We start from the raw sequence: 21,767 nt of genomic DNA, 5'->3' as shown, positions 1-21,767 counted from the left end.
AGAGTGTCTCGTAGCTCAGCTGGTTAGAGTACTACACTGATAATGTAGGGGTCGACAGTTCGAGTCTGTCCGAGACAACTATTTTATGCTTAAAAAGAAGGAAATTTTAGAAGTTGAAAGATTAAGGATCAAATAGTTCATAATTTTTAATTCACGATTTTTAATTTTTAATTAAAAAGGGGGATTAGCTCAGCTGGCTAGAGCGCCTGCCTTGCACGCAGGAGGTCAACGGTTCGACTCCGTTATTCTCCACTATCTTTAAGGAGATAGAATATAGAAAAAGAATATAGACAAAGTCTATTCTCTATTCTCTATGTTCTTTATTCTGAAAAAGAAAAAGTTCATTGACATATTGAGATAAGAAAATAATAAAAAGTAGAAAGCGTTTTTTACAATTTATTGTAAAGAACAAAAAAAAACGGTCTTAATTAATTTTAAGATTGGTACAATAAGCAAAATAAGGGCGTATGGGGGATGCCTTGGCTCTCAGAGGCGATGAAAGGCGTGATAAGCTGCGAAAAGCTACGGGGACGGGCACACACCGATTGATCCGTAGATACCTGAATGGGGCAACCCACTATGTTGAAGACATAGTACACCGATAGGTGGGCAAACCCGCTGAACTGAAACATCTAAGTAGGCGGAGGAGAAGAAAACAAAAGTGATTCCGTAAGTAGTGGCGAGCGAACGCGGATTAGCCCAAACCAATGTTGTTACGGCAAGATTGGGGTTGTAGGACCACGATATTTTATGTACAAGGAACCGGAAGTTACTGGAAAGTGACACCATAGAGGGTGATAGTCCCGTATGGGTAACGAGTATAATAGATAGTGGTATCCTGAGTAGGGCGGGGCACGTGAAACCCTGTCTGAATTTGGCGGGACCATCCGCTAAGGCTAAATACTCCTGAGAGACCGATAGTGAACCAGTACCGTGAGGGAAAGGTGAAAAGAACCGTGAATAACGGAGTGAAATAGATCCTGAAACCATACGCTTACAAGCGGTCGGAGCCCTTTCGTGGGGTGACGGCGTGCCTTTTGCATAATGAGCCTACGAGTTAACGTTGCTGGCAAGGTTAAGTGGTTAAGCCACGGATCCGTAGCGAAAGCGAGTCTGAATAGGGCGCTTTAGTCAGTAGTGTTAGACGCGAAACCGTGTGATCTACCCATGGGCAGGTTGAAGCTGTGGTAACACACAGTGGAGGACCGAACCGGTTGACGTTGAAAAGTCTTCGGATGACCTGTGGGTAGGGGTGAAAGGCCAATCAAACTCGGAAATAGCTCGTACTCCCCGAAATGCATTTAGGTGCAGCGTTAGTTATAAAGTTATATAGAGGTAGAGCTACTGATTGGATGCGGGGGCTTCACCGCCTACCAATTCCTGACAAACTCCGAATGCTATATAATGTTCACTAACAGTGAGGGCTTGGGTGCTAAGGTCCAAGTCCGAGAGGGAAAGAACCCAGACCATCAGCTAAGGTCCCCAAATATATACTAAGTTGAAAGAACGAGGTTTGTCTGCCCAGACAGCTAGGATGTTGGCTTGGAAGCAGCCATTCATTTAAAGAGTGCGTAACAGCTCACTAGTCGAGCGGACGAGCATGGATAATAATCGGGCATAAGTATATTACCGAAGCTATGGATTTACAAGCAATTGTAAGTGGTAGGGGAGCATTCTAACAGGGTTGAAGGTGTATCGTAAGGTATGCTGGACTGGTTAGAAAAGAAAATGTAGGCATAAGTAACGATAATGCGGGCGAGAAACCCGCACACCGAAAAACTAAGGTTTCCACAGCTATGCTAATCAGCTGTGGGTTAGTCTGGTCCTAAGGCGAACCCGAAAGGGACAGTCGATGGCTAACGGGTTAATATTCCCGTACTACTAATTACTGTGATGGGGTGACGGAGTGATGAAAGCGCCGCGAACTGACGGAATAGTTCGTTGAAGTACCTACCTATAAGACCCGCAGGCAAATCCACGGGTTTTGGGGAAATACGATAGTACTCGGAGTCTTCGGACAAAGAGATAGTGCGCCTAAGGGCTTCCAAGAAAAACCTCTAAACTTCAGGTAATTAGTACCAGTACCGTAAACCGACACAGGTAGTTGAGGAGAGAATCCTAAGGTGCTCGAGAGATTCATGGCTAAGGAATTAGGCAAAATAGACCCGTAACTTCGGGAGAAGGGTCGCCCTGAGTAATCAGGGCCGCAGTGAAGAGGTCCAGGCGACTGTTTATCAAAAACACAGGGCTCTGCAAAATCGTAAGATGAAGTATAGGGCCTGACACCTGCCCGGTGCTGGAAGGTTAAGAGGAGATGTTATCTTCGGAGAAGCATTGAATTGAAGCCCCAGTAAACGGCGGCCGTAACTATAACGGTCCTAAGGTAGCGAAATTCCTTGTCGGGTAAGTTCCGACCTGCACGAATGGTGTAACGATCTGGACACTGTCTCAGCCATGAGCTCGGTGAAATTGTAGTAACGGTGAAGATGCCGTTTACCCGCAGTGGGACGAAAAGACCCTGTGCACCTTTACTATAGCTTAGTATTGACCTTGGATAAATGATGTGTAGGATAGGTTGGAGACTGTGAAGTGGCGTCGCCAGGCGTTGTGGAGTCATTGTTGAAATACAACCCTTTGTTTATCTGAGGCCTAACCCCGTTTTACGGGGGACATTGCTTGGTGGGTAGTTTGACTGGGGTGGTCGCCTCCAAAAGAGTAACGGAGGCTTCTAAAGGTTCCCTCAGTACGCTTGGTAACCGTGCGTAGAGTGCAATGGCATAAGGGAGCTTGACTGAGAGACATACAGGTCGATCAGGTACGAAAGTAGAGCATAGTGATCCGGTGGTTCCGCATGGAAGGGCCATCGCTCAAAGGATAAAAGGTACGCCGGGGATAACAGGCTGATCTCCCCCAAGAGCTCATATCGACGGGGGGGTTTGGCACCTCGATGTCGGCTCGTCACATCCTGGGGCTGGAGAAGGTCCCAAGGGTTGGGCTGTTCGCCCATTAAAGTGGCACGCGAGCTGGGTTCAGAACGTCGTGAGACAGTTCGGTCTCTATCTACTGTGGGCGTTAGAAATTTGAGTGGATCTGATTCTAGTACGAGAGGACCGAATTGGACAAACCTCTAGTGTATCTGTTGTTCCGCCAGGAGCATCGCAGAGTAGCTACGTTTGGAAGGGATAAGCGCTGAAAGCATATAAGCGCGAAACCCACCACAAGATGAGATTTCTTTTAAGGATCGTGGGAGATGACCACGTTGATAGGCTATAGATGTAAAGGCAGTAATGTCATAGTCGAGTAGTACTAATAATCCGTAAGCTTATGTACACCCTTTTCTCCCACCGTAAGGTGGGAGAAGAAACTTTCTAAATCAATACTTTTTTCTTTATCTCAGTATGTTAAGATATTACTTCAATTATAGATTTTGAATTAAAAATTAAAAATTGAAGAACAAATTGCCCAAAGCAATTATAACTTCTTAAGGTGGTTATTGCGGCGGGGCTCACCTCTTCCCATCCCGAACAGAGTAGTTAAGCCCGCCTGCGCAGATGGTACTGCAGTTATGTGGGAGAGTATGTCGTCGCCTTTCTTTTGAAAACCCTGTTTCTAGCGAAACAGGGTTTTTTGTTTTACAAAATACTGCAGTAATGCGCGAGCCCTTATAGCTATCGGGAGTCTGTCGGATCAAACGCAAAAGTTGGGGATTAGGCAAAAAGATTAGACAATCTGAATAAGAAGAAATCTACTTTACGCACTCCTCTAAATTGACTTCTAAATGCTTTTACTTTAGCATTAAAAGATTCTGCTGAAGCATTTGCAAGGTCTGAAGTAAATTGGATAAAAAACGATGATACAACAACTAGTGCTAATGAGTTTAAAATAACTGCATCTCCAAAAGTAAAAGGAAAGACTTCTGATATCTTAGAAATATTTAGTTTGACAATCAGGACAACTGATAATGTCTTAGTTGCAAATAAAACATACAATTTATACACAAAAAACACCTATTACTTTTTACCTCTAAATGACTCCTCACTTTGTTATAAAGAAGTAAGCCTTTGGGATACAGACGAAACATCTTTTAAGGATTCTTAGGATCAACACAAAAATTCCGCTGAAGCATTCGTTAAGTTTGCAAAGCTGGACCGGATAATATTTTGTTACCAAATGCAATTGTGGAAAGTTGTTTTTCTTTTTGCTTTCCTTGCTTCTTATGCATTTGGATATTTCGGTTCGATTTGTGCCAGTGATTTCGGTCGGACCGTGCCACCCATTTCGGTGAATTTGTGCCACTATTTCGGTTTGAATAGTGCCACTATTTCGGTTCAATTTGTGCCACTCGGTTAATAAGTCATAGTTTTCCGGTTCGATTTGTGCCACTTTGAAAGATCAAAATCAGCTACTATCTTGTTGTTATCTAAAGCAATACGATATGGCTAATAAACTTGATCCTATGGACTTAAAACAAATCATTACTTTACATTTGGACGGTTATAGCAATCGTAAAATTGGAAGTACATTAGGTATTTCTCGCAATACTGTAAATACTTATATGCAGCTTTTCGAAGGCTCTAAATACTCTTTAGAACAGTTGCTGACGTTGGATATTGAACAACTATCAGAGCTCTTTTCTAGCTTTACGACAGTAGACACTCAAAGACATAACTCTTTAATGCTCTATTTTGAGACGGTTAATAAAGCTCGGAATCATCCTGGATTTACTTTTCTATATCATTATGCTCAATATGCTCAGACAGTAGCTAATCCCTACAGCTACACACAGTTTATGGAGCATTATAACCGGAAATATAAAGAAGTAAAAGGCTCTATGAAGTTAGAGCATGAACCTGGTAAAGAGATGTACATTGATTTTGCAGGTAAAAAACTCTCATATATTGATCAAAACACAGGAGAAATTATATCTGTAGAAGTTTTTGTGGCTATACTTCCTAATAGCCAATATACCTATGTGCAAGCCTGTCCGAGTCAGAAGAAAGAAGATCTTATTATATGCTGTACTAATGCGCTAAACTTTTATGGAGGTGTTCCCTTGGCAATAGTCTCCGATAACTTAAAATCAGCTGTATCTCGCGCAAGTAAATATGAATCACAAATAAACAGAAGCTTTAAAGACTTTGCTAGCCACTATAACTGCATAGTCAATCCAACTCGTATTTATGCTCCCCAAGATAAGGCGTTAGTGGAGAACGCAGTACATCTTGTCTACCAAAGAATTTACTACCCAATCAGGGAGATGACTTTCTTCTCTTTAGAAGAGCTCAATGCAGAGCTACGACGTATGCTAATCACTTACAACCAATTACTTTTTCAACGTAAAGAAGCAAGTCGTGTAGAGCTCTTTCAATCTGTGGAAAGACAATATTTAAAAGCATTACCCTGTACTACTTATCAAATAAAGGATTATAAAAGAGCTAAAGTTCAGAAGATAGGTTATGTGTATTTCTCACCTGACAAGAGTTATTATAGCGTTCCTTATCGCTACATAGGCCATCATACAATGATTCACTACACCAATACTTCAGTAGAGATCTATTATAATCATTTACGCATTGCAATACATAAACGAAACCCGAAAAAAGGGAATTACAATACAATTAAGGAACATTTATCCAGTACGCATCAAAGCTATACCAGTTGGAGTCCTGAGTATTTTAAAAATCAAGCAGCTCCACATGGTGTTCATTTAGTCAAATGCGTAGAGAAGATTCTGTGTAATGTCGATTACCCTGAGATTGGATACAAGAGGGTGATTGGCTTAATACAACTACACAAGAGTTATGGATCACAAAGACTGGATAAAGCTTGTGAGATTGCATTGAATGCTAATGTTGCAACCTACACCCATATCAAAAACATCCTGCGTCATAATATGGATCTCAAAGAAGCTATGTTCCAAGAACTAGACGCTAACACTAATCACATCCCAGTACATCAAAACATCAGAGGAGCCTCAGCGTATCAATAAATATTAATCTTAAATATTATAATATGGACAACAATCAAACTATCGAAAAGCTAAAGACCATGAGACTTAACGACATGGCACAGCTACATCACAGTCACATTAAAAACAACACAATGACCTCATTTACTATTGATGAGTACATTGGTTTATTGACGGATCACGAGTATGAAAATAGACAAAATAGAAAAATAGAAAGGCTAATTAAACAGGCTGAATTTAGACAAAGTGCAAGTATGCCAGATGTGAATTATACTCAAAACAGAGATCTAGATAAAAATATGTTTACCCGTCTAGGAACATTGGATTTTATTCTCAAAAAACAGAATGTAATATTAACTGGTTCCAGCGGAGTTGGAAAAAGTTATCTTGCTCAGGCTCTGGGATACCAAGCCTGTTTGATGGATTATAAAGTCTTATATTATAACACTGCTAATCTTTTTAATTTATTAAAAATAAGTAAATTAGACGGGACATACCTAAGGGAAATGAAAAAGATACTAAAATCAGATCTACTTATTCTGGATGACTTTGGCTTACAACCATTCGATAACCAATCCCGGGAAGCATTATTGGACATTGTTGACCAAAGGTACAATCAAGCATCAATAATACTGTCTTCTCAAATACCTGTATCTGCATGGCATGATATAATTGGGAACTCGACAATTGCTGACGCAGTCCTAGATCGTATTGTAAATTCTTCTCATAGAATAAATCTGCAAGGCGAGTCTATGAGAAAAGCAAATTTTTAAACTGAACAAACTTTTTTGTATTATTGTAATCTCTTTCAAAGTGGCACCATTTCAACCGAAATGGGTGGCACGGTCCGACCGAAATACCCAGCATTTTTTCTTAAATAGTTTCTAATTTGCTTTTTTAAAAGAGAAGCACAAAAAAACTATTGATTTAATGTTCTTGTAAAGTTTGTAAAGGTTCAATGGGAAATACATTGGGATTTCATTTTAATAATGACACTTCTCTTTATTTTAGATTGCGTTAGGGATGGCAGCGATATCCTTTTGCGGTAAAACCCAAACTTCCAAAATAAATTTAAAAGGGTGAAATGAATTTTGTTTATCTCTGGGTTGCAAAAAGGAATGATATTATCAAAACTTATTTGTTAAGTGTATTATAAAAACAAAAAAAAGCATGATGTTTAAATCATGCTCATTTGGTTATAATAGTTTGGTCTATGAATTATAATTATCTTATTTCTTCAAAAGTATTTCCCTGGTTGATATCGCCGGTTTTAAAACCTTTTTTGAACCAGTACATTCTTTGTTCAGATGTACCGTGCGTGAAGGAATCGGGAATAACTTGTCCAGACATTTTGCTTTGAATAGCATCGTCACCAACTGCATTAGCGGCGCTTAACGCTTCTTCGATATCTCCGGTATCTAAATTTTCCTGATTGTAGTGTGTCCAGACTCCTGCATAAAAATCAGCTTGTAATTCTAAGGCAACAGAGAGTTTGTTAGCTTGGGCTTGACTTTTACCTTCTTGTGCCTGATGCATTTTTGCTGAAGTTCCAATTAAGGTTTGTATGTGATGTCCAATTTCATGTGCTATAACATAGGCAATGGCAAAGTCGCCACCCTTGGCACCGAATTTAGTCTTCAGTTCTTCAAAGAACCCTAAATCCATATATACTTTTTGATCTGCCGGACAATAAAATGGTCCGGATGCAGATGATGCTCCGCCGCAAGCCGTGTTTACAGAACCTCTAAAGAGTACTAATTTTGGATTTTTGTACTTCATTCCGTGTTCAGCAAATATTTTACTCCAAATGTCTTCATTGTCTGCGAGAATTACTCTGACAAAATTACCCATTTCTTCATCTTCCTTGCTTAACGTGGCTGTGGCTTCAGTTTGTTGTTGACCGCCTTGCAATTGTTCCAAAACAGGAGTGATAAGTTGAGCATTTTCTCCGCCAAAAACATTTACTAATAAAATAATAATACCAATAATACCACCTCCAACGACTACTTTCCCGCCAGATATTGATCGTCGGTCTTCAACATTATCACTTTGTCTTCTGCCTTGCCACTTCATATTATATTGTATTTTAGTTTATTGTAAATTATTTGTTGTACTAATTTATATATTTTTTGGGAATTACAAGTTATATGAAACGATTTAGTTTAACTATTTTAACCATTTTACTAAGGCTTCTTCTACAGTTCCTTTTATAATTGGCTTTGAGATATAATCATCCATTCCTGCTGATAGGCATTTGTTTCTCTCGTCTTTCTCAGCGCCGGCTGTTACAGCAATTATTGGAATATTTCTTCCTGAATTGATATTTCTAATGGCTTTTGTTGTTTCGTAACCGTTCATAATTGGCATTTGAATATCCATAAAAACAAGATCGGGATTAATACTTTCAAATTGAGTTACGGCTTCGTAACCATTTTCACATTCATAGATATAAGCTGTGCTGTAGAGGTTTTTGATAATAGTTTTTAATAATAACATATTTACTTTGTTGTCTTCTACAATTAAAAATGTAATGTTTTTATAGCTTTTAGTTATGTTTTTGGTAGTATGTTCAAGGTTGATTTTTTTTAATTCATCATTGTATTTTTCGTTAATACTTTGGTTGCTTGTTTTTAAATTTAAATCAAAATAAAAATTGCTCCCTGTGTCTATTTTACTTTCTAATTGTAATTTGCTTTCCATTAAGGCTAGTAACTGATTTGAAATTGTTAACCCTAAACCAGTTCCTCCAAATTTTCTTGTTGTGGAACTATCTTCTTGTGAAAAAGCTTTGAAAATTTTCTTTTGATTTTTTTCTAGAATACCAATTCCTGTATCAATTACTGAGAAGCGGATAGTACAATAATTATTTGTATGCTTTTTAAGAATAGAAACATTCAGTTTTATTGAACCCTCGTTCGTGAATTTTACTGCATTTGAAAGTAAATTAATTAAAATTTGTTTGATCCTGACGATATCTGTCCAGATATATTTAGGAACATTGTTATCGACATTTAATTCTAATTTAAGATTTTTTTGATTCGATTCGTACACAATTAGATCAAAAACCTGACCTAATACTTTTTTAATATCATATAAATCGATAAATAATTCTAGTTTTCCGGCTTCGATCTTGGAAAAATCGAGAATATCATTTATAATCTCTAACAGCGAATGTGCTGATTGATTAATAGTGGTCATGTATTTTTCCTGAATTTCTTCTAAGTCCGTTTTCATTAATAAATGGGTAAAGCCGATAATACCATTTAGTGGTGTTCTGATTTCATGGGACATATTGGCAAGGAAATCCGATTTGGATTTATTTGCAGCTTCGGCCAGTTGCTTGGCTTTTATGGCATCTTCAGTTTCTTTCTTGTTGGTGATATCAAAATAAATCCCGCCTACAAATTCAATTTCAGAGCCTTTTTTAATGACATCTCCAAATTCTTCTACCCAAATATATTCGCCTGTTTTTCTTCGAATCCGGTATATATTGTGCAAAGGTATTCCGCTTTGTAAATTATCAATTTGATTGTTGATTACTTCATCTTTATCTTCCGGATGAATAAGGGATAGAAAAGATAAATTATTTTCAATAAATTCTGACTTAGAATAACCTGTTAAATTTAAAATTTCGTCGTTAAGGAAAATTTTTGTCGAAAAAGCGTCAAATTTAGACAGGTAAACAGTTCCGGGAATATTATTGGCAATCAATTTAAATTTCTCTTCACTTTCAAGAATTTTAGCCTCATTTCGATTCCTTTCCAATGCTGATGAAATGTTATTGGCAAGAACCTGAAAGATATAGATTTCTTCTTCAGACCATTTTCTTTCTTTTGTACAATCATCAAAAGCTATGAAACCGGTAAAAATATCATTTATATATAAAGGTAAAATCAAAATCGATTTGATTTCATTATCAATTAATAGTTTTTTAAAAAAAGTATTCTCAAGTTTACGCGTCAGCTTGTTTAGTATTTTTCTATTTTTAGCAGCTTCATAAATTTCTTTTAAATCATCCTCTGTAAGTTGTTGTAGATCAGTTGTTTGATGCCTGATTCCTTTTCTTGACCATTTGTATTTCTGACTAACAGTGTTGGTTGTAAAATCTTTTTCATAATAGTACATATGATCGACTTTAGCAGCTTTGCCTATTAAATCGTAAGTTTTCTGAAACATTTCATGAGTAGTTTTGCTCAATAAAAACTTTTCAGTACATAGTGAAAGCGCATAAAGTAATTGACTTTTAAATTCTAATCTTCGCTCAGCTTCAAGACGCATTTGAGATGAAATAGCAATAGAAATTATATCTGAAATCGTTCGGGCATATGTAATGTCTTCGTTATCCCAATCTCTTTTTTCTTCAGTGCTCTCAAAACAAACTACTCCCGCCAATTGTCCACTCAAAAATATTGGAACATCCAACATTGATTTAATTTGATTTTTGGTAAAGTAGAGCTTTTGAAATTCTGATGTTTCTAGTTTATTAAATACATCCGGGGCGTTAATGATGGCTTTGTTTTTTAAAGTTTCAAAATAAATTGGATAAGATTGTTTGTCAAGAATATTTTTGTCGCTTAAGTTTTGATTATCAACGCTAAATAGGTTCTTGCACGTAATCAGGTCTTTATTGTATTTCCAGAAACTTACGCGATTTGTTTTCGTTACCGTAGCTGCTTCTTTTATAATGTAATCAATAACAGTATTTAAATTAGCATATTTGCTAAAATCTGAAGTAGATAATTTTTTTGTTGAATTGTTGTAAGCTTCTATTTTTTTTAGACGCTTTTTTTTCTCGTTTTCTATGTTTTTAATATCTGTAATATCTCTGGCTATACCAGCAAAACCGATTGTTTGTCCCAAATCATTTTTACGGGTTATTATTTTTTGGGAGATCCATAATGTTTTTCCGTTTTTCTTTAGAATTGGAATTTCGATTGTTGGAAAATTATTTTCATCAGGATCTAGATTTTCATAAAAATCAACTGCATTTCTTTGATAATTTTCATGAATAAAATTTGAGTAGTGTTGTGAGATAATTTCATTTTCAAAATAACCCAAGATCGAAAAGCCAAAATCATTTACAAAAGTAAAACAGCCATTATTGTCAATCTCAAATATAATATCTGTAGCGGTCTGAATTAGATTTTTGTATTGGTCCTGAACATTAATTTGTTCTGTAACGTCCTGACCAATGCTTATAATTAAGTCGTCGGAGAATTTTTTATCTTTCCACTGAATGTACTTGTATTCGCCATTTTTGCTTTTTAATTTTCGAATATAAAGTTTGTTTTCTGCGTGGTTTAAGTTTTTAATATTGTCAATATAATCAGTCTCTTTCGTTAATTTCCAGAATTTTAAACCAGTCACTTCTTCCGGTAAATAACCTAAAATTGATGTTATGGTCTCGCTGCAAAACAGGACTTCATTTTTTTTATTTGTGGCAATTGTTAATGAGTTTCCTTTGTGAACAATCTCATTTGTAAATCTGAAATTGTCAAGATTGTTTAATAAAACGGCATATTTTACCTGATTGAGTATGAAAATCAGAATACAGAAATTAATCAATAAGATTGATGATTTTAGAGGAATCAGATCGAAAACAATTGTGAGAACTAAAAAAACAAAAACCAAAATAATGAAAAACCAATAGACTTTTATGGGTTTTAGAATACTGTAAGAAAAGAAAAATGAAATTAAAAAAACTATTATTGGTACAACATCATTTGGAAGAATAATAATGTTGTTTGCCACATAACTTATGTAAATAAAGAAAAAGAATATAAAAATGGGTTGAATATGATCCCGTAAAAATTTTACTTTATTTGTTATAAGATAGATAATCAGGACTGCAAATCCTATTGATAAATTTACGATTAATAAGCTTTTAGGTCTGATTTTAAAGATTTCATTAATGATTTCGATTACAATAATCGCAATACCAAAGAAGAGAATGTAGAGTTGATATTCTCTGTTACCTGTTTCTACCTCTAGCTTTTTTTCTATAAAATAACCAATTCTGGCTCTGATCCGAAAGAATTGATAAACTAATATCCCCAGAAAACCAAATAACATTAATCCTAAAATGATAAATTTAGAATTGTGAAAAAAAATAATATCTGAGCTGAAAACATACCAGTTTGTAATGATTGAGTCTAGGGCATTACCGTGGGAGGTAATTCCTGAAATCAACGAATTGAAAAAACTATAGTTTTCTACCATTGAATTTGGGGTATGTTTGGTTTAGTAAAATTTCTTTTAAAAAATTTTAAATCAGAGTAGGTTAAGTTCTGTTTTTATATAAAATTTTCTGTTTATTCTAAATCCGATTGACCAATTGAATCAATTGGATCTTCCTTGTCATTTTTAAAAATTGCATGATATATAGCATATGTCATTGAATAACTAAGTGGAACTGTAAAAAGAATTCCAATAAAAAAAGCCATAAAACCCACAATTAAACCCGCTACAACTGTAGTCATTAGTCCAAAAAGCACAAGTGGTTGTTTTGAAATAATAATGAAACTTGACTTTATTGCATCAAGTGCTTTTAAATTTCCAAATATTATAAGGGGAATTGTTAAAAACGTAAAATAAGATATAATCAGTGAGATAATAATTCCTAAATTACTAAGTTTCTGAATTTCCAGAAATGTAGAAATTGAAGCACTAAACAATGATATGATTGCAGTTGCCAGAAATATTTGTAAAAAATGTTTGGTTTTATAATATGTAAAAATTGTTGAAACATTAAATTGCTGATCGCGATCTGCACAGTATGCCATTCTTAAAAAACCGGCACTAAAAGGGCTTAATAATGCTGAAAAAAGAACTGTTCCCAGAACGTAATATAGTACTTGAGTACTGGAGAGATGGATAGGCTGAATATTAAAAAATGCAGGATTGCTTAATTTATCTGCACCAAAAATTGCTGCTAATACAATAGAACCGATAATACCAAAAAGTATTGAAAATACTAATAATATTAATCCGGCATAAAGTGCTATTTTTTTATAGTTTTCAAAAGCACTGTTAAAGACATCTGAAAAATCTAAGTGATAACCGTGATTCTTAATGTCTTTGATTTGTTCAACGATAGATTTCATTTTTTATTAAGTGGTATTGTTTTTATATTTTGTCTTTTAAGATAAATATGTGACGTAAATATAATATTTTTAATCAAATCCGTCTGAAAATCTGCAAACATTACAAAATTGTTTTTCACTTATTACATCCAATCCAGTACCTTTTTTATAGATGATAATTTGCCTTTATAGGGTGCATATCGCATTGGTAAATCTAACCAATTGCCTTTTTTTACGATAGCTTTGTGGTGAGAAAAGACATCAAAGCTCAATTGTCCGTGATAAGCGCCCATACCACTGTGTCCAACACCTCCAAAAGGAAGTCTTTTGTTAGAAAAATGAATAACTGTATCATTAATGCATCCACCGCCAAAAGAATATGTTTTGATTAATTTTTTGGCGAACGATTTATTTTCGCTAAAAATATAAAATGCAAGAGGTTTCTCATAGCGATTGATTATAGTATCAATGTCAGTTTGTGTTTCGTAAGTTAAAATTGGTAAAATGGGTCCAAATATTTCTTCATTCATTACAGGACTTTCGAGTGCCGGTTCTTCAATTAATGTTGGTGAAATATAAAGTTCATTAGCGTCTGTTTCTCCTCCAAAAATTACTTTTTCAGGTTCAATCATACTTGCGAGTCGCAACCAGTTTTTGGTATTAATGATACGGGCAAAATCAGGGGATTTATCCATTTTTTTACCGTAAGCCTTTATGATTTCTTCAATTAAAAAAGTAATGAAATTAACTTTCATGTTTTTCTGAATCAGAATATAGTCCGGCGCAATACAAGTCTGACCTGCATTAATAAATTTTCCCCAGACAATACGTTTGGCTGCTAATTTTAAATTGGCGGTTTCGTCTATAACACAAGGATTTTTTCCTCCTAATTCTAAAGTGATTGGAGTTAAATTTTCTGCAGCGGCTTTTGCTACAATTTTACCAACAGAAACACTTCCTGTAAAGAAAATATAATCCCAGCGTTGGGCTAATAATTTATTTGATACTTCGACACCGCCTTCAATAACTTCTACATGATTGACATGAAATGTTTTTTCGATGATTTTCGCAATTATTGCTGATGTATGGGGTGTAAGTTCTGATGGTTTTAAAACAACTCTGTTTCCCGCTGCAACTGCAGAGATTAGAGGACATAAAGCCAATTGAAAAGGATAATTCCAGGGAGCAATTACCAATACGTTTCCATATGGTTCTTTAAAAATATAATCTGTAGAAGGAAAATTAAGAAGGGATGGGAAAACACGTTTTCGTTTTGCCCATTTATTAATGTTTTTTATGGTATCTTTTAATTCTGAAATGACATAATTTGTTTCTGTTAAAACAGCTTCAAATTCTGGCTTTTTAAAATCATCGTACAAAGCTTTTACAATTAAGTCTTCGCTTTTTTGAATATTGTACAACAATTTTTTCAGCGTTTCTCTTCTGTACCCGATGTCGTTTTTATAGTCCATTTTTATGATCACTTGTTTTTGCCTATGCAAGTTAATCGATAAAAATTAAAAAATTAACAATTGTTTCATAAAATCAAATTGCATTCCAGATTGTTTCGTCCGGAGTTGGCGCTACAATTGTAATGTTTTCTTTAGAAACGGGATGTATAAAAACTAGTTTTCTTGCATGAAGATGAATTCCACCGTCAGGATTGCTTCGGTCAAAACCATATTTTAAATCTCCTTTTATTGGGGATCCAATTGCTGACAATTGAGCGCGAATTTGATGATGACGACCTGTATGTAAATTGATTTCCAGTGCCACATAATTCTGAAGTTCTTTAAAAACAGTATAGTCTAAACTTGCCAATTTACTGTCTGGAACTTCTTTTAAATGTGCTTTTGAAGTATTGTTTTTCTCGTTTCTTTTAAGATAATGAACCAATTTGGCAGTTGTTTCCTGAGGTTTATTCTTGACAACTGCCCAATAGGTTTTTTGTGTTTCACGATTACTGAACATTTCGTTCATTCTCGTAAGTGCTTTACTTGTTCTCGCAAAAACAACAATTCCGGTTGTAGGACGATCTAAACGATGAATCACTCCCAGAAAAACATCACCAGGTTTATTGTATTTCTCTTTTATGTATTCTTTTACAACATCAGATAAAGGTTTATCACCCGTTTTATCACCTTGTACAATGTCGCCTACGCGTTTGTTAACCACAATAATATGGTTGTCTTCGTGTAGTATTTGTAAGTTGTTTTTATCTGATATTATTTTCATTGTAGATTTGTTGGGAATTTTAGATAAGGAGAAATTTTGGCTAAATCTTTTTTATGAATTTCAAATGTTGTTCTAGTTAAAGCTCAATTTTGTTAAGTTAAGTTTTGTATCATAATTTTCTCTCCAAGTCTCCAAGCTTAAACACAAAGTTTGTCATCTCGACGAAGGAGAGATCACACTAGTATTTCCGTTCAGATATTCGCCAATCTTTGTCGAGTTTCTGTTTTGATCTCTCCTTCGTCGAGATGACACGATTGCGGATTCTGATAGCGTTATTGACACAAAAATAATTAGTCTGCATTCAAAAAACGCTTAACTTAATGGCATTGAACTTATAATTTTAAAACCTTTGAGCCTTTGTTACTTTGAACCTTAGTACCTAAAAAAAAAACTAATATTGTTCACCGGAATTAGGAAAATCACTAGATTTAACATCAGCAGCATATTGACCAATTGCTTTTGTCATTTCTTCGTATAAATTTAAGTAGCGACGTAAGAAACGCGGACTGAATTCATTGTTCATTCCTAACATATCGTGAATAACCAAAACTTGTCCGTCAACGCCACCGCCGGCACCAATACCAATAACTGGAATCGAAATACTTTTGGCAACTTGCTCTGCCAGATGGGCAGGGATTTTTTCTAAAACGATAGCAAAACAACCTACTTTTTCAAGTAATTTTGCGTCAGCGATCAATTTTTCTGCTTCTTCATCTTCTTTGGCGCGAACACTGTAAGTTCCAAATTTGTAGATTGATTGAGGTGTTAAACCTAAATGACCCATAACCGGGATTCCTGCGTTTAATATTTTTTTGATAGATTCTTTTATTTCTTTTCCTCCTTCAAGTTTCACAGCGTGACCGCCACTTTCTTTCATGATTCTGATAGCAGAACGCAAAGCTTCTTTTGGATCAGATTGGTAACTTCCAAAAGGTAAATCAACCACAACTAGTGCTCTTTCTACAGCTCGAACTACAGATGAAGCGTGATAAATCATTTGATCTAAAGTAATTGGCAACGTCGTTTCATGACCCGCCATAACATTTGATGCTGAATCGCCCACTAAAATCACATCGACTCCTGCGGTATCAACAATTTTTGCCATTGTAAAATCGTAAGCTGTTAGCATAGAGATTTTTTCTCCGTTGCTTTTCATTTCGATTAATGACTTTGTTGTGATTCTTTTATAATCTTTTTTTGCTACTGACATTTTGTTTTTTTTTGAAGATGTAAAAGTATTGAATAATTATAGATTGAAATCAGCAATAGAAGAATATTTCGATCGAAAATAACTTTCCATCTTTAAATTCTATCTTAAATTCGCTGTCTTCTATTTGTATGGAGTAAGAATGTGGTACTTTTATAGAAGCACCAATATAAGTACCGTATTTTTCGACAAATGCTTTTTCAGTTACTGAATTGTCTAATATTGCGTTTGGATTTAAAACTAACTTGTTGTTTTCGTTAATAAAAACTTTAGTTAATTCGGCCTGATTTTTTTGTTCATCTACAGAAGCTTCTAAATCTGGATAGTAATAAAAAGTTTCACTTAAATAAACACCACATTCATCGCTTACAATTGCTTTTTTAGGAGGTTTTCCGAAAGTGTTTACCAAATCTTTTTGGGTTATATACCATGATTTGGTTTTTACTCCTTTCAAAATAAATTCGGATTTTTTAACGAAAGCAAGAATTTCTTCTGGCTTTTTATGTTTTGTTACTCCTTTGGCAACAGCCATATTTAATTCTGTATCAGCAAGAAGTTTCGGATCATTTAATTGTTTAACGACTTCATAATATCTTTGATATGCAGGAGCTAAAGTAGTGTTATCACTATTCCAGGCTAATTCTACAAGTCTTTCGCCAATGGTTTTGCGCTCTGTGATATTCGCAACATCCAGTTTGTCAAAGTCATTTATTAAAGTATTGAAATCAGGTCTTTTGCCAACAAATTTTCTTAGCGTAAACCTTGCGTATTCATCATTAAAATTACCACTTATATTAACCCAGTCTTCCTGATTCTTAGGAAGGTAATTAATAGCGACAGGATCTCCTGTATTTAATATTTCTTTTATTTTTGAATTTTTATCTGGTTGTGCTCGCGCTTTTAAACCAGCAACTAAAACAAAAAGATGGTTTCCGCCGTAATAATTATCTCCGCCTTCTAAAATAGGATTTTCATTGTCTCTAACTTTAACATCTTTGGCGTTTAATCTTGTAGCGACATATTTTTCAGGAATATAACCTTCAGATAAATTATCAGCTTTTACTTTATACCAGCCGTTTTTGCTTTCTGATAATAATTGTACTTCGGCACCATATTTAAAATAGCCCAAAAAATCAGCAGAAGCATTCGAAGAAGTATACAAACGCGTATCTGAATTAAGGAAATAACGTTCCTGAGCATGCATTAAAACGGAACAAAATAGTATTGTAATAAGAAAGTAATATTTTTTCATGAAGTAAAATTTGGAAGAGTTTTTTGCCAGAGATTAAAGGATTTAAAATGATTTTTTTAATATGCTTAATTCATACTTACTTAATCTGTGTAAATCCTTTAATCTGTGGCAACCTTTATTATTTTAACAATCCGCCATATTTACAGCAATTGCCAATCCGCCTTCAGAGGTTTCTTTGTATTTAGAGTTCATGTCTTTTGCCGTTTGCCACATTGTATTGATGACTTTATCCAAAGGTACCTTTGCATTTTTAGAATCTGTTTCTAAAGCAAGTTCAGCAGCATTAATTGCTTTTATTGCTCCCATTGTATTTCTTTCGATGCACGGTATTTGAACTAAACCGCCAATTGGGTCACAGGTTAAACCTAAATGATGTTCCATAGCGATTTCGGCAGCCATTAAAACCTGAGCAGGAGATCCGCCCATTAATTCGCAAAGTGCCGCCGCAGCCATAGATGATGAAACACCAATTTCGGCCTGACAACCGCCCATTGCTGCTGAAATGGTAGACCCTTTCTTAAAGATACTTCCAATTTCTCCGGCAACCATCAAAAATTGTTTGATTTCTTTTTCGCCTGCATCGTGATTTTCAATTACCAGATAATACATTAAAACGGCAGGGATTACACCAGCACTTCCGTTTGTAGGTGCAGTAACAACGCGGCCTAAAGAGGCGTTTACCTCATTTACAGCAAGTGCAAAACAACTTACCCATTTTAAGATTTGGCGAAATTTCACTTCGGTTTTTCTGATTTCTTCCAACCAAGTTTGCGGGTTCGAATAATTCGATAAACCTATTAAATTTTGGTGCATATCAAAAGCTCTTCTGCGAACGTTCAACCCGCCTGGGAGAATTCCTCCGGTATGGCAGCCAATATACATACATTCTAACATCGTGTTCCAGATGCGCATTAATTCAGAGTGAATTTCGGCTTCCGGACGCATTGATTTTTCGTTTTCGTAAACAATTTCCGAAATGGATTTGTTTTCTGAAACCGTATAATTTAAAAGTTCAACAGCATTTTGAATCGGGAAGGGGAAAGCACATTTTATGACCTCCTTGATTTTTGCATTTGTACGTTCTTCTTTCACTACAAAACCACCTCCAATAGAATAGAAAGTAGATTCATATTCAGAATCGTCGGCTTTGTAAGCCGTAAATTTTAGTCCATTTGCATGAAAAGGAAGAAACTCTTTATTGAACACAATATCCTGAAGAAAATAAAACGGAATTTTATGTTCGTTTGCAAGAATAATCTCGTTTGTATCTTCGATCGTTTTAATGATTCCTGCAATATTGTCAACCGGGATATATTCAGGATCTTGCCCGCTTAAACCTAACATTACAGATAAATCAGTAGCGTGACCTTTTCCTGTTAATGAAAGGGATCCGTATAAGTCGACTTTAACCCGTTTAACCTGGTCTAAAATTGATTCGTCTTTCAGCTCTTCTAAAAAACGTTCTGCGGCTCTCCAAGGCCCTAAAGTATGAGAACTTGAGGGGCCAACGCCAATTTTAAGCATATCAAAAACAGAGATACATTCTTCCATTGTGTAATATTTATTAAGACAAAGATAATTGAATAATGCAATGAACTTTTACTTTCGTTTGTTAATGTTGCAGTTTTGTTAAAAAAAATATTAAATATTAATAATTTGGCAACGAAACAAATTTTATTACTTAATATGCGGTTTTCGTGAAAAGTTCGCATTTTTTTTAGGTATTTTTGTAATGAAGTAATCACTAAAGAATCCGATTTTTTTAGTTTTAAATAAATCGGTAAATAATAACTTCTGAGGTTTTGTTTTAATTTGCACAGATCTTTTGCGAAAAATTGAAATACCACAAAGAAGATAAAATTACATTATGATAGAATTTTTCAAGCATTTTTTACAAGAATTCGAATTACCGCTTAGCAATCCAGTATTGATTTTCTCGTTAATACTTTTCATTATTCTCTTGTCGCCTATTTTATTAAAAAAAATCAATATTCCCGGGATTATAGGGCTTATTATTTCTGGAGTAATCATTGGACCACACGGACTTAATATTCTGGCAAAAAACTCGGCAGTAGATTTGTTTTCTACAATTGGGCTTCTTTATATTATGTTTATCGCGGGACTTGAGTTGGATATGAATGAGTTTAAAGCCAACCGAAATAAGAGTTTATTATTCGGTTTTTTCACCTTTATTTTTCCGTTAACGATAGGATTTCCAGTTTGTTATTATTTGTTACAATACGATTTTAATGCTAGTTTTTTAACCGCCAGTATGTTTGCAACACACACTTTGGTGGCGTACCCAATTGTAAGTAAACTTGGTATTGCAAAAAATCAGGCTGTTGCAATTACTGTTGGAGGAACAATATTAACTGATACAGCTGTTTTGATTATTCTGGCTGTTATTATGGGAAGCAGTCAGGGAAACCTGAATCAGGCTTTCTGGATAAAACTAACAGTTTCATTGGCTATTTTCTCAGCCATTATGTTTTTGGTTATTCCGAGAATCGCAAAATGGTTCTTTAAAAAATTAGAAAGCGAAAAACACGCTCATTATATCTTTGTACTTTCTGTTGTTTTCTTTGCGGCCTTTTTAGCCGAAGTAGCAGGAGTAGAGCCCATTATTGGAGCGTTCGTTGCTGGTCTGGCATTAAATCCTTTAATTCCGCATTCGTCGGCATTGATGAATAGAATAGAGTTTATCGGGAATTCATTGTTTATTCCTTTTTTCCTGATTTCGGTAGGAATGTTGGTCGATATCAGCGTGATTCTTAGCGGACCCACAGCATTAATTGTGGCGGGAACTTTGAGTGTTGTAGCTATTTTTGGAAAATGGATTGCGGCATTTTTTACTCAGATTGTTTTTAAATATACGAAGACTGAAAGACAACTTATTTTTGGATTAAGCAGTGCACATGCTGCCGCAACGTTAGCCGTTATTTTGGTTGGATTTAAAGCAAAGATTCTGGACGAGAATATCTTAAACGGAACTATTATCTTAATATTAATTACTTGTATTGTTGCTTCGTTTGCAACTGAAAAAGCAGCTAAAAAAATAGCAATTTGCGAAGAAGAGGTTTCGCATGAAGATGCACATAGCGATCAAATTTTAGATGAACATATTTTAATTCCGTTAGCCAAAACTTCTGCGACGGCTACTTTACTAGATTTTGCTCTTTTAATTAAAGATAAAAAATCAGCTAATCCGGTCACTTTGTTAACGATTGTGCCAAATAATGATCAGGCCGAAAAGAATATTCTAAAGTATAGAAAAGCAGTTGATAAATTTGTTATTCAGGGATCTGCTTCAGAAGTAAAAATAAATACAATTGCCAGAATCGACCATAATCCCGCGAGTGGAATTGCGAGAACTTCTAAAGAAATCATGTCAGATATTGTGATTGTAGGCTGGCCAAGAAAAACGGGTTTTCTGGATAAGATTTTTGGAGAAAACGTAGATTCAATTATCAATAATGTAGATAAAAGTTTATTTATCTGCAGGTTTCAAAAGACTTTTATAGAAGAAAAAAGATTGGTATTTATTTGTCCGCCTTTTTCTGAAAGAGGAATTGGATTTCATCTTTTATTGCAGAAAATCTGCCGATTATCTCAAGAATTAAGTATTCCGATTGTGATTTACGCCGAATATAAAACACATCAGGCAATCCAGCAAATTGCTGTTAATTTGAAATTAAATGCTAAGTTAGGTTTTAAAAGTATTATGGATTGGGATGATTTTGAATCGATCTCAGAAGAAATAAAACTGACAGATTTAATAGTCTTTAATTTATCGAGAAAAGGATCTGTTTCTTATCAGTCGATCTTTGACAAATTACCACAGAAATTTGAGCGATTATTTAATGAAAATAATCTGATTTTGGTTTATGCCCATGATGACCGCAAAGGGACTTCTATGGATGCGTATGAAGATTTTACTGCAACTCCATTAACGAAAGGTATTGAAGCCATTGAGCAAATAGGTCGAGGATTAGGGAATATTTTGAAGAAGGGGTAATTTTGATT

General features: G+C 35.1%; 12 protein-coding genes, 2 tRNA genes and 2 rRNA genes. 7 read left to right on the top strand and 9 right to left on the bottom strand.

The window, feature by feature from the left end:
- The first annotated feature begins 4 nt into the window (after positions 1-4).
- The 4 genes from QLQ94_RS22500 (at position 5) to rrf (ending at position 3,592) form a co-directional block, all read left to right on the top strand.
- Positions 5-78: transfer RNA gene (locus QLQ94_RS22500), tRNA-Ile, on the top strand.
- A gap of 100 nt (positions 79-178) precedes the next feature.
- Positions 179-252: transfer RNA gene (locus tag QLQ94_RS22495), tRNA-Ala, on the top strand.
- Between the two features lie 194 nt (positions 253-446).
- Positions 447-3,330 (top strand): 23S ribosomal RNA (locus tag QLQ94_RS22490).
- 152 nt (positions 3,331-3,482) lie between these two features.
- Positions 3,483-3,592, top strand: a 5S ribosomal RNA gene (rrf, locus tag QLQ94_RS22485).
- 115 nt (positions 3,593-3,707) lie between these two features.
- On the opposite strand, the gene QLQ94_RS22480 is transcribed toward rrf, so the two are convergent.
- A complete protein-coding gene (locus QLQ94_RS22480; RefSeq protein WP_482498585.1) occupies positions 3,708-3,989 on the bottom strand; it encodes a hypothetical protein in 282 nt (93 codons plus the stop codon).
- 446 nt (positions 3,990-4,435) lie between these two features.
- On the opposite strand from QLQ94_RS22480, the gene istA reads away from it, so the two are divergent.
- Positions 4,436-5,989, top strand: coding sequence for an IS21 family transposase (gene istA / locus QLQ94_RS22475; RefSeq protein WP_271338775.1), 1,554 nt, complete (start codon positions 4,436-4,438; stop codon positions 5,987-5,989).
- Between the two features lie 23 nt (positions 5,990-6,012).
- Positions 6,013-6,741, top strand: coding sequence for an IS21-like element helper ATPase IstB (gene istB, locus QLQ94_RS22470; protein WP_482497946.1), 729 nt, complete (start codon positions 6,013-6,015; stop codon positions 6,739-6,741).
- Between the two features lie 451 nt (positions 6,742-7,192).
- On the opposite strand, the gene ypfJ is transcribed toward istB, so the two are convergent.
- From ypfJ to QLQ94_RS22430, 8 genes are all read right to left on the bottom strand, one after another.
- On the bottom strand, positions 7,193-8,041 hold the full coding sequence (ypfJ, locus tag QLQ94_RS22465) for a KPN_02809 family neutral zinc metallopeptidase (RefSeq protein ID WP_271338327.1): 849 nt from the start codon (positions 8,039-8,041) through the stop codon (positions 7,193-7,195).
- A gap of 93 nt (positions 8,042-8,134) precedes the next feature.
- On the bottom strand, positions 8,135-12,187 hold the full coding sequence (locus tag QLQ94_RS22460; protein ID WP_482498583.1) for a PAS domain S-box protein: 4,053 nt from the start codon (positions 12,185-12,187) through the stop codon (positions 8,135-8,137).
- 92 nt (positions 12,188-12,279) lie between these two features.
- Positions 12,280-13,071, bottom strand: a complete 792-nt coding sequence (locus QLQ94_RS22455; protein WP_271338325.1) for a DUF2189 domain-containing protein — start codon at positions 13,069-13,071, stop codon at positions 12,280-12,282.
- Between the two features lie 122 nt (positions 13,072-13,193).
- A complete protein-coding gene (locus QLQ94_RS22450) occupies positions 13,194-14,522 on the bottom strand; it encodes an aldehyde dehydrogenase (RefSeq protein WP_271338324.1) in 1,329 nt (442 codons plus the stop codon).
- 73 nt (positions 14,523-14,595) lie between these two features.
- The gene (locus QLQ94_RS22445) at positions 14,596-15,285 is read right to left on the bottom strand and encodes an RluA family pseudouridine synthase (RefSeq protein ID WP_482498580.1); all 690 of its coding nucleotides are present in this window, start codon (positions 15,283-15,285) and stop codon (positions 14,596-14,598) included.
- A gap of 391 nt (positions 15,286-15,676) precedes the next feature.
- A complete protein-coding gene (gene panB, locus QLQ94_RS22440) occupies positions 15,677-16,495 on the bottom strand; it encodes a 3-methyl-2-oxobutanoate hydroxymethyltransferase (protein WP_427401957.1) in 819 nt (272 codons plus the stop codon).
- 49 nt (positions 16,496-16,544) lie between these two features.
- Positions 16,545-17,744 (bottom strand): SH3 domain-containing protein, encoded by a 1,200-nt coding sequence (locus tag QLQ94_RS22435; RefSeq protein ID WP_271338321.1) that lies wholly within the window; start codon positions 17,742-17,744, stop codon positions 16,545-16,547.
- Positions 17,745-17,867: 123 nt separating this feature from the next.
- On the bottom strand, positions 17,868-19,295 hold the full coding sequence (locus QLQ94_RS22430) for an L-serine ammonia-lyase (protein ID WP_271338320.1): 1,428 nt from the start codon (positions 19,293-19,295) through the stop codon (positions 17,868-17,870).
- 316 nt (positions 19,296-19,611) lie between these two features.
- Here QLQ94_RS22430 and QLQ94_RS22425 point away from each other — a divergent pair, with 316 nt between their 5' ends.
- Entirely contained in the window at positions 19,612-21,759 is a 2,148-nt protein-coding gene (locus QLQ94_RS22425) for a cation:proton antiporter (protein WP_271338319.1), read from the top strand.
- Positions 21,760-21,767 lie beyond the last annotated feature (8 nt).

It is taken from the genome of Flavobacterium sp. B114r (assembly GCF_056824125.1).
Note: the sequence above shows the minus strand (reverse complement) of the source record. Positions and strands in the feature narration are given on the sequence as shown.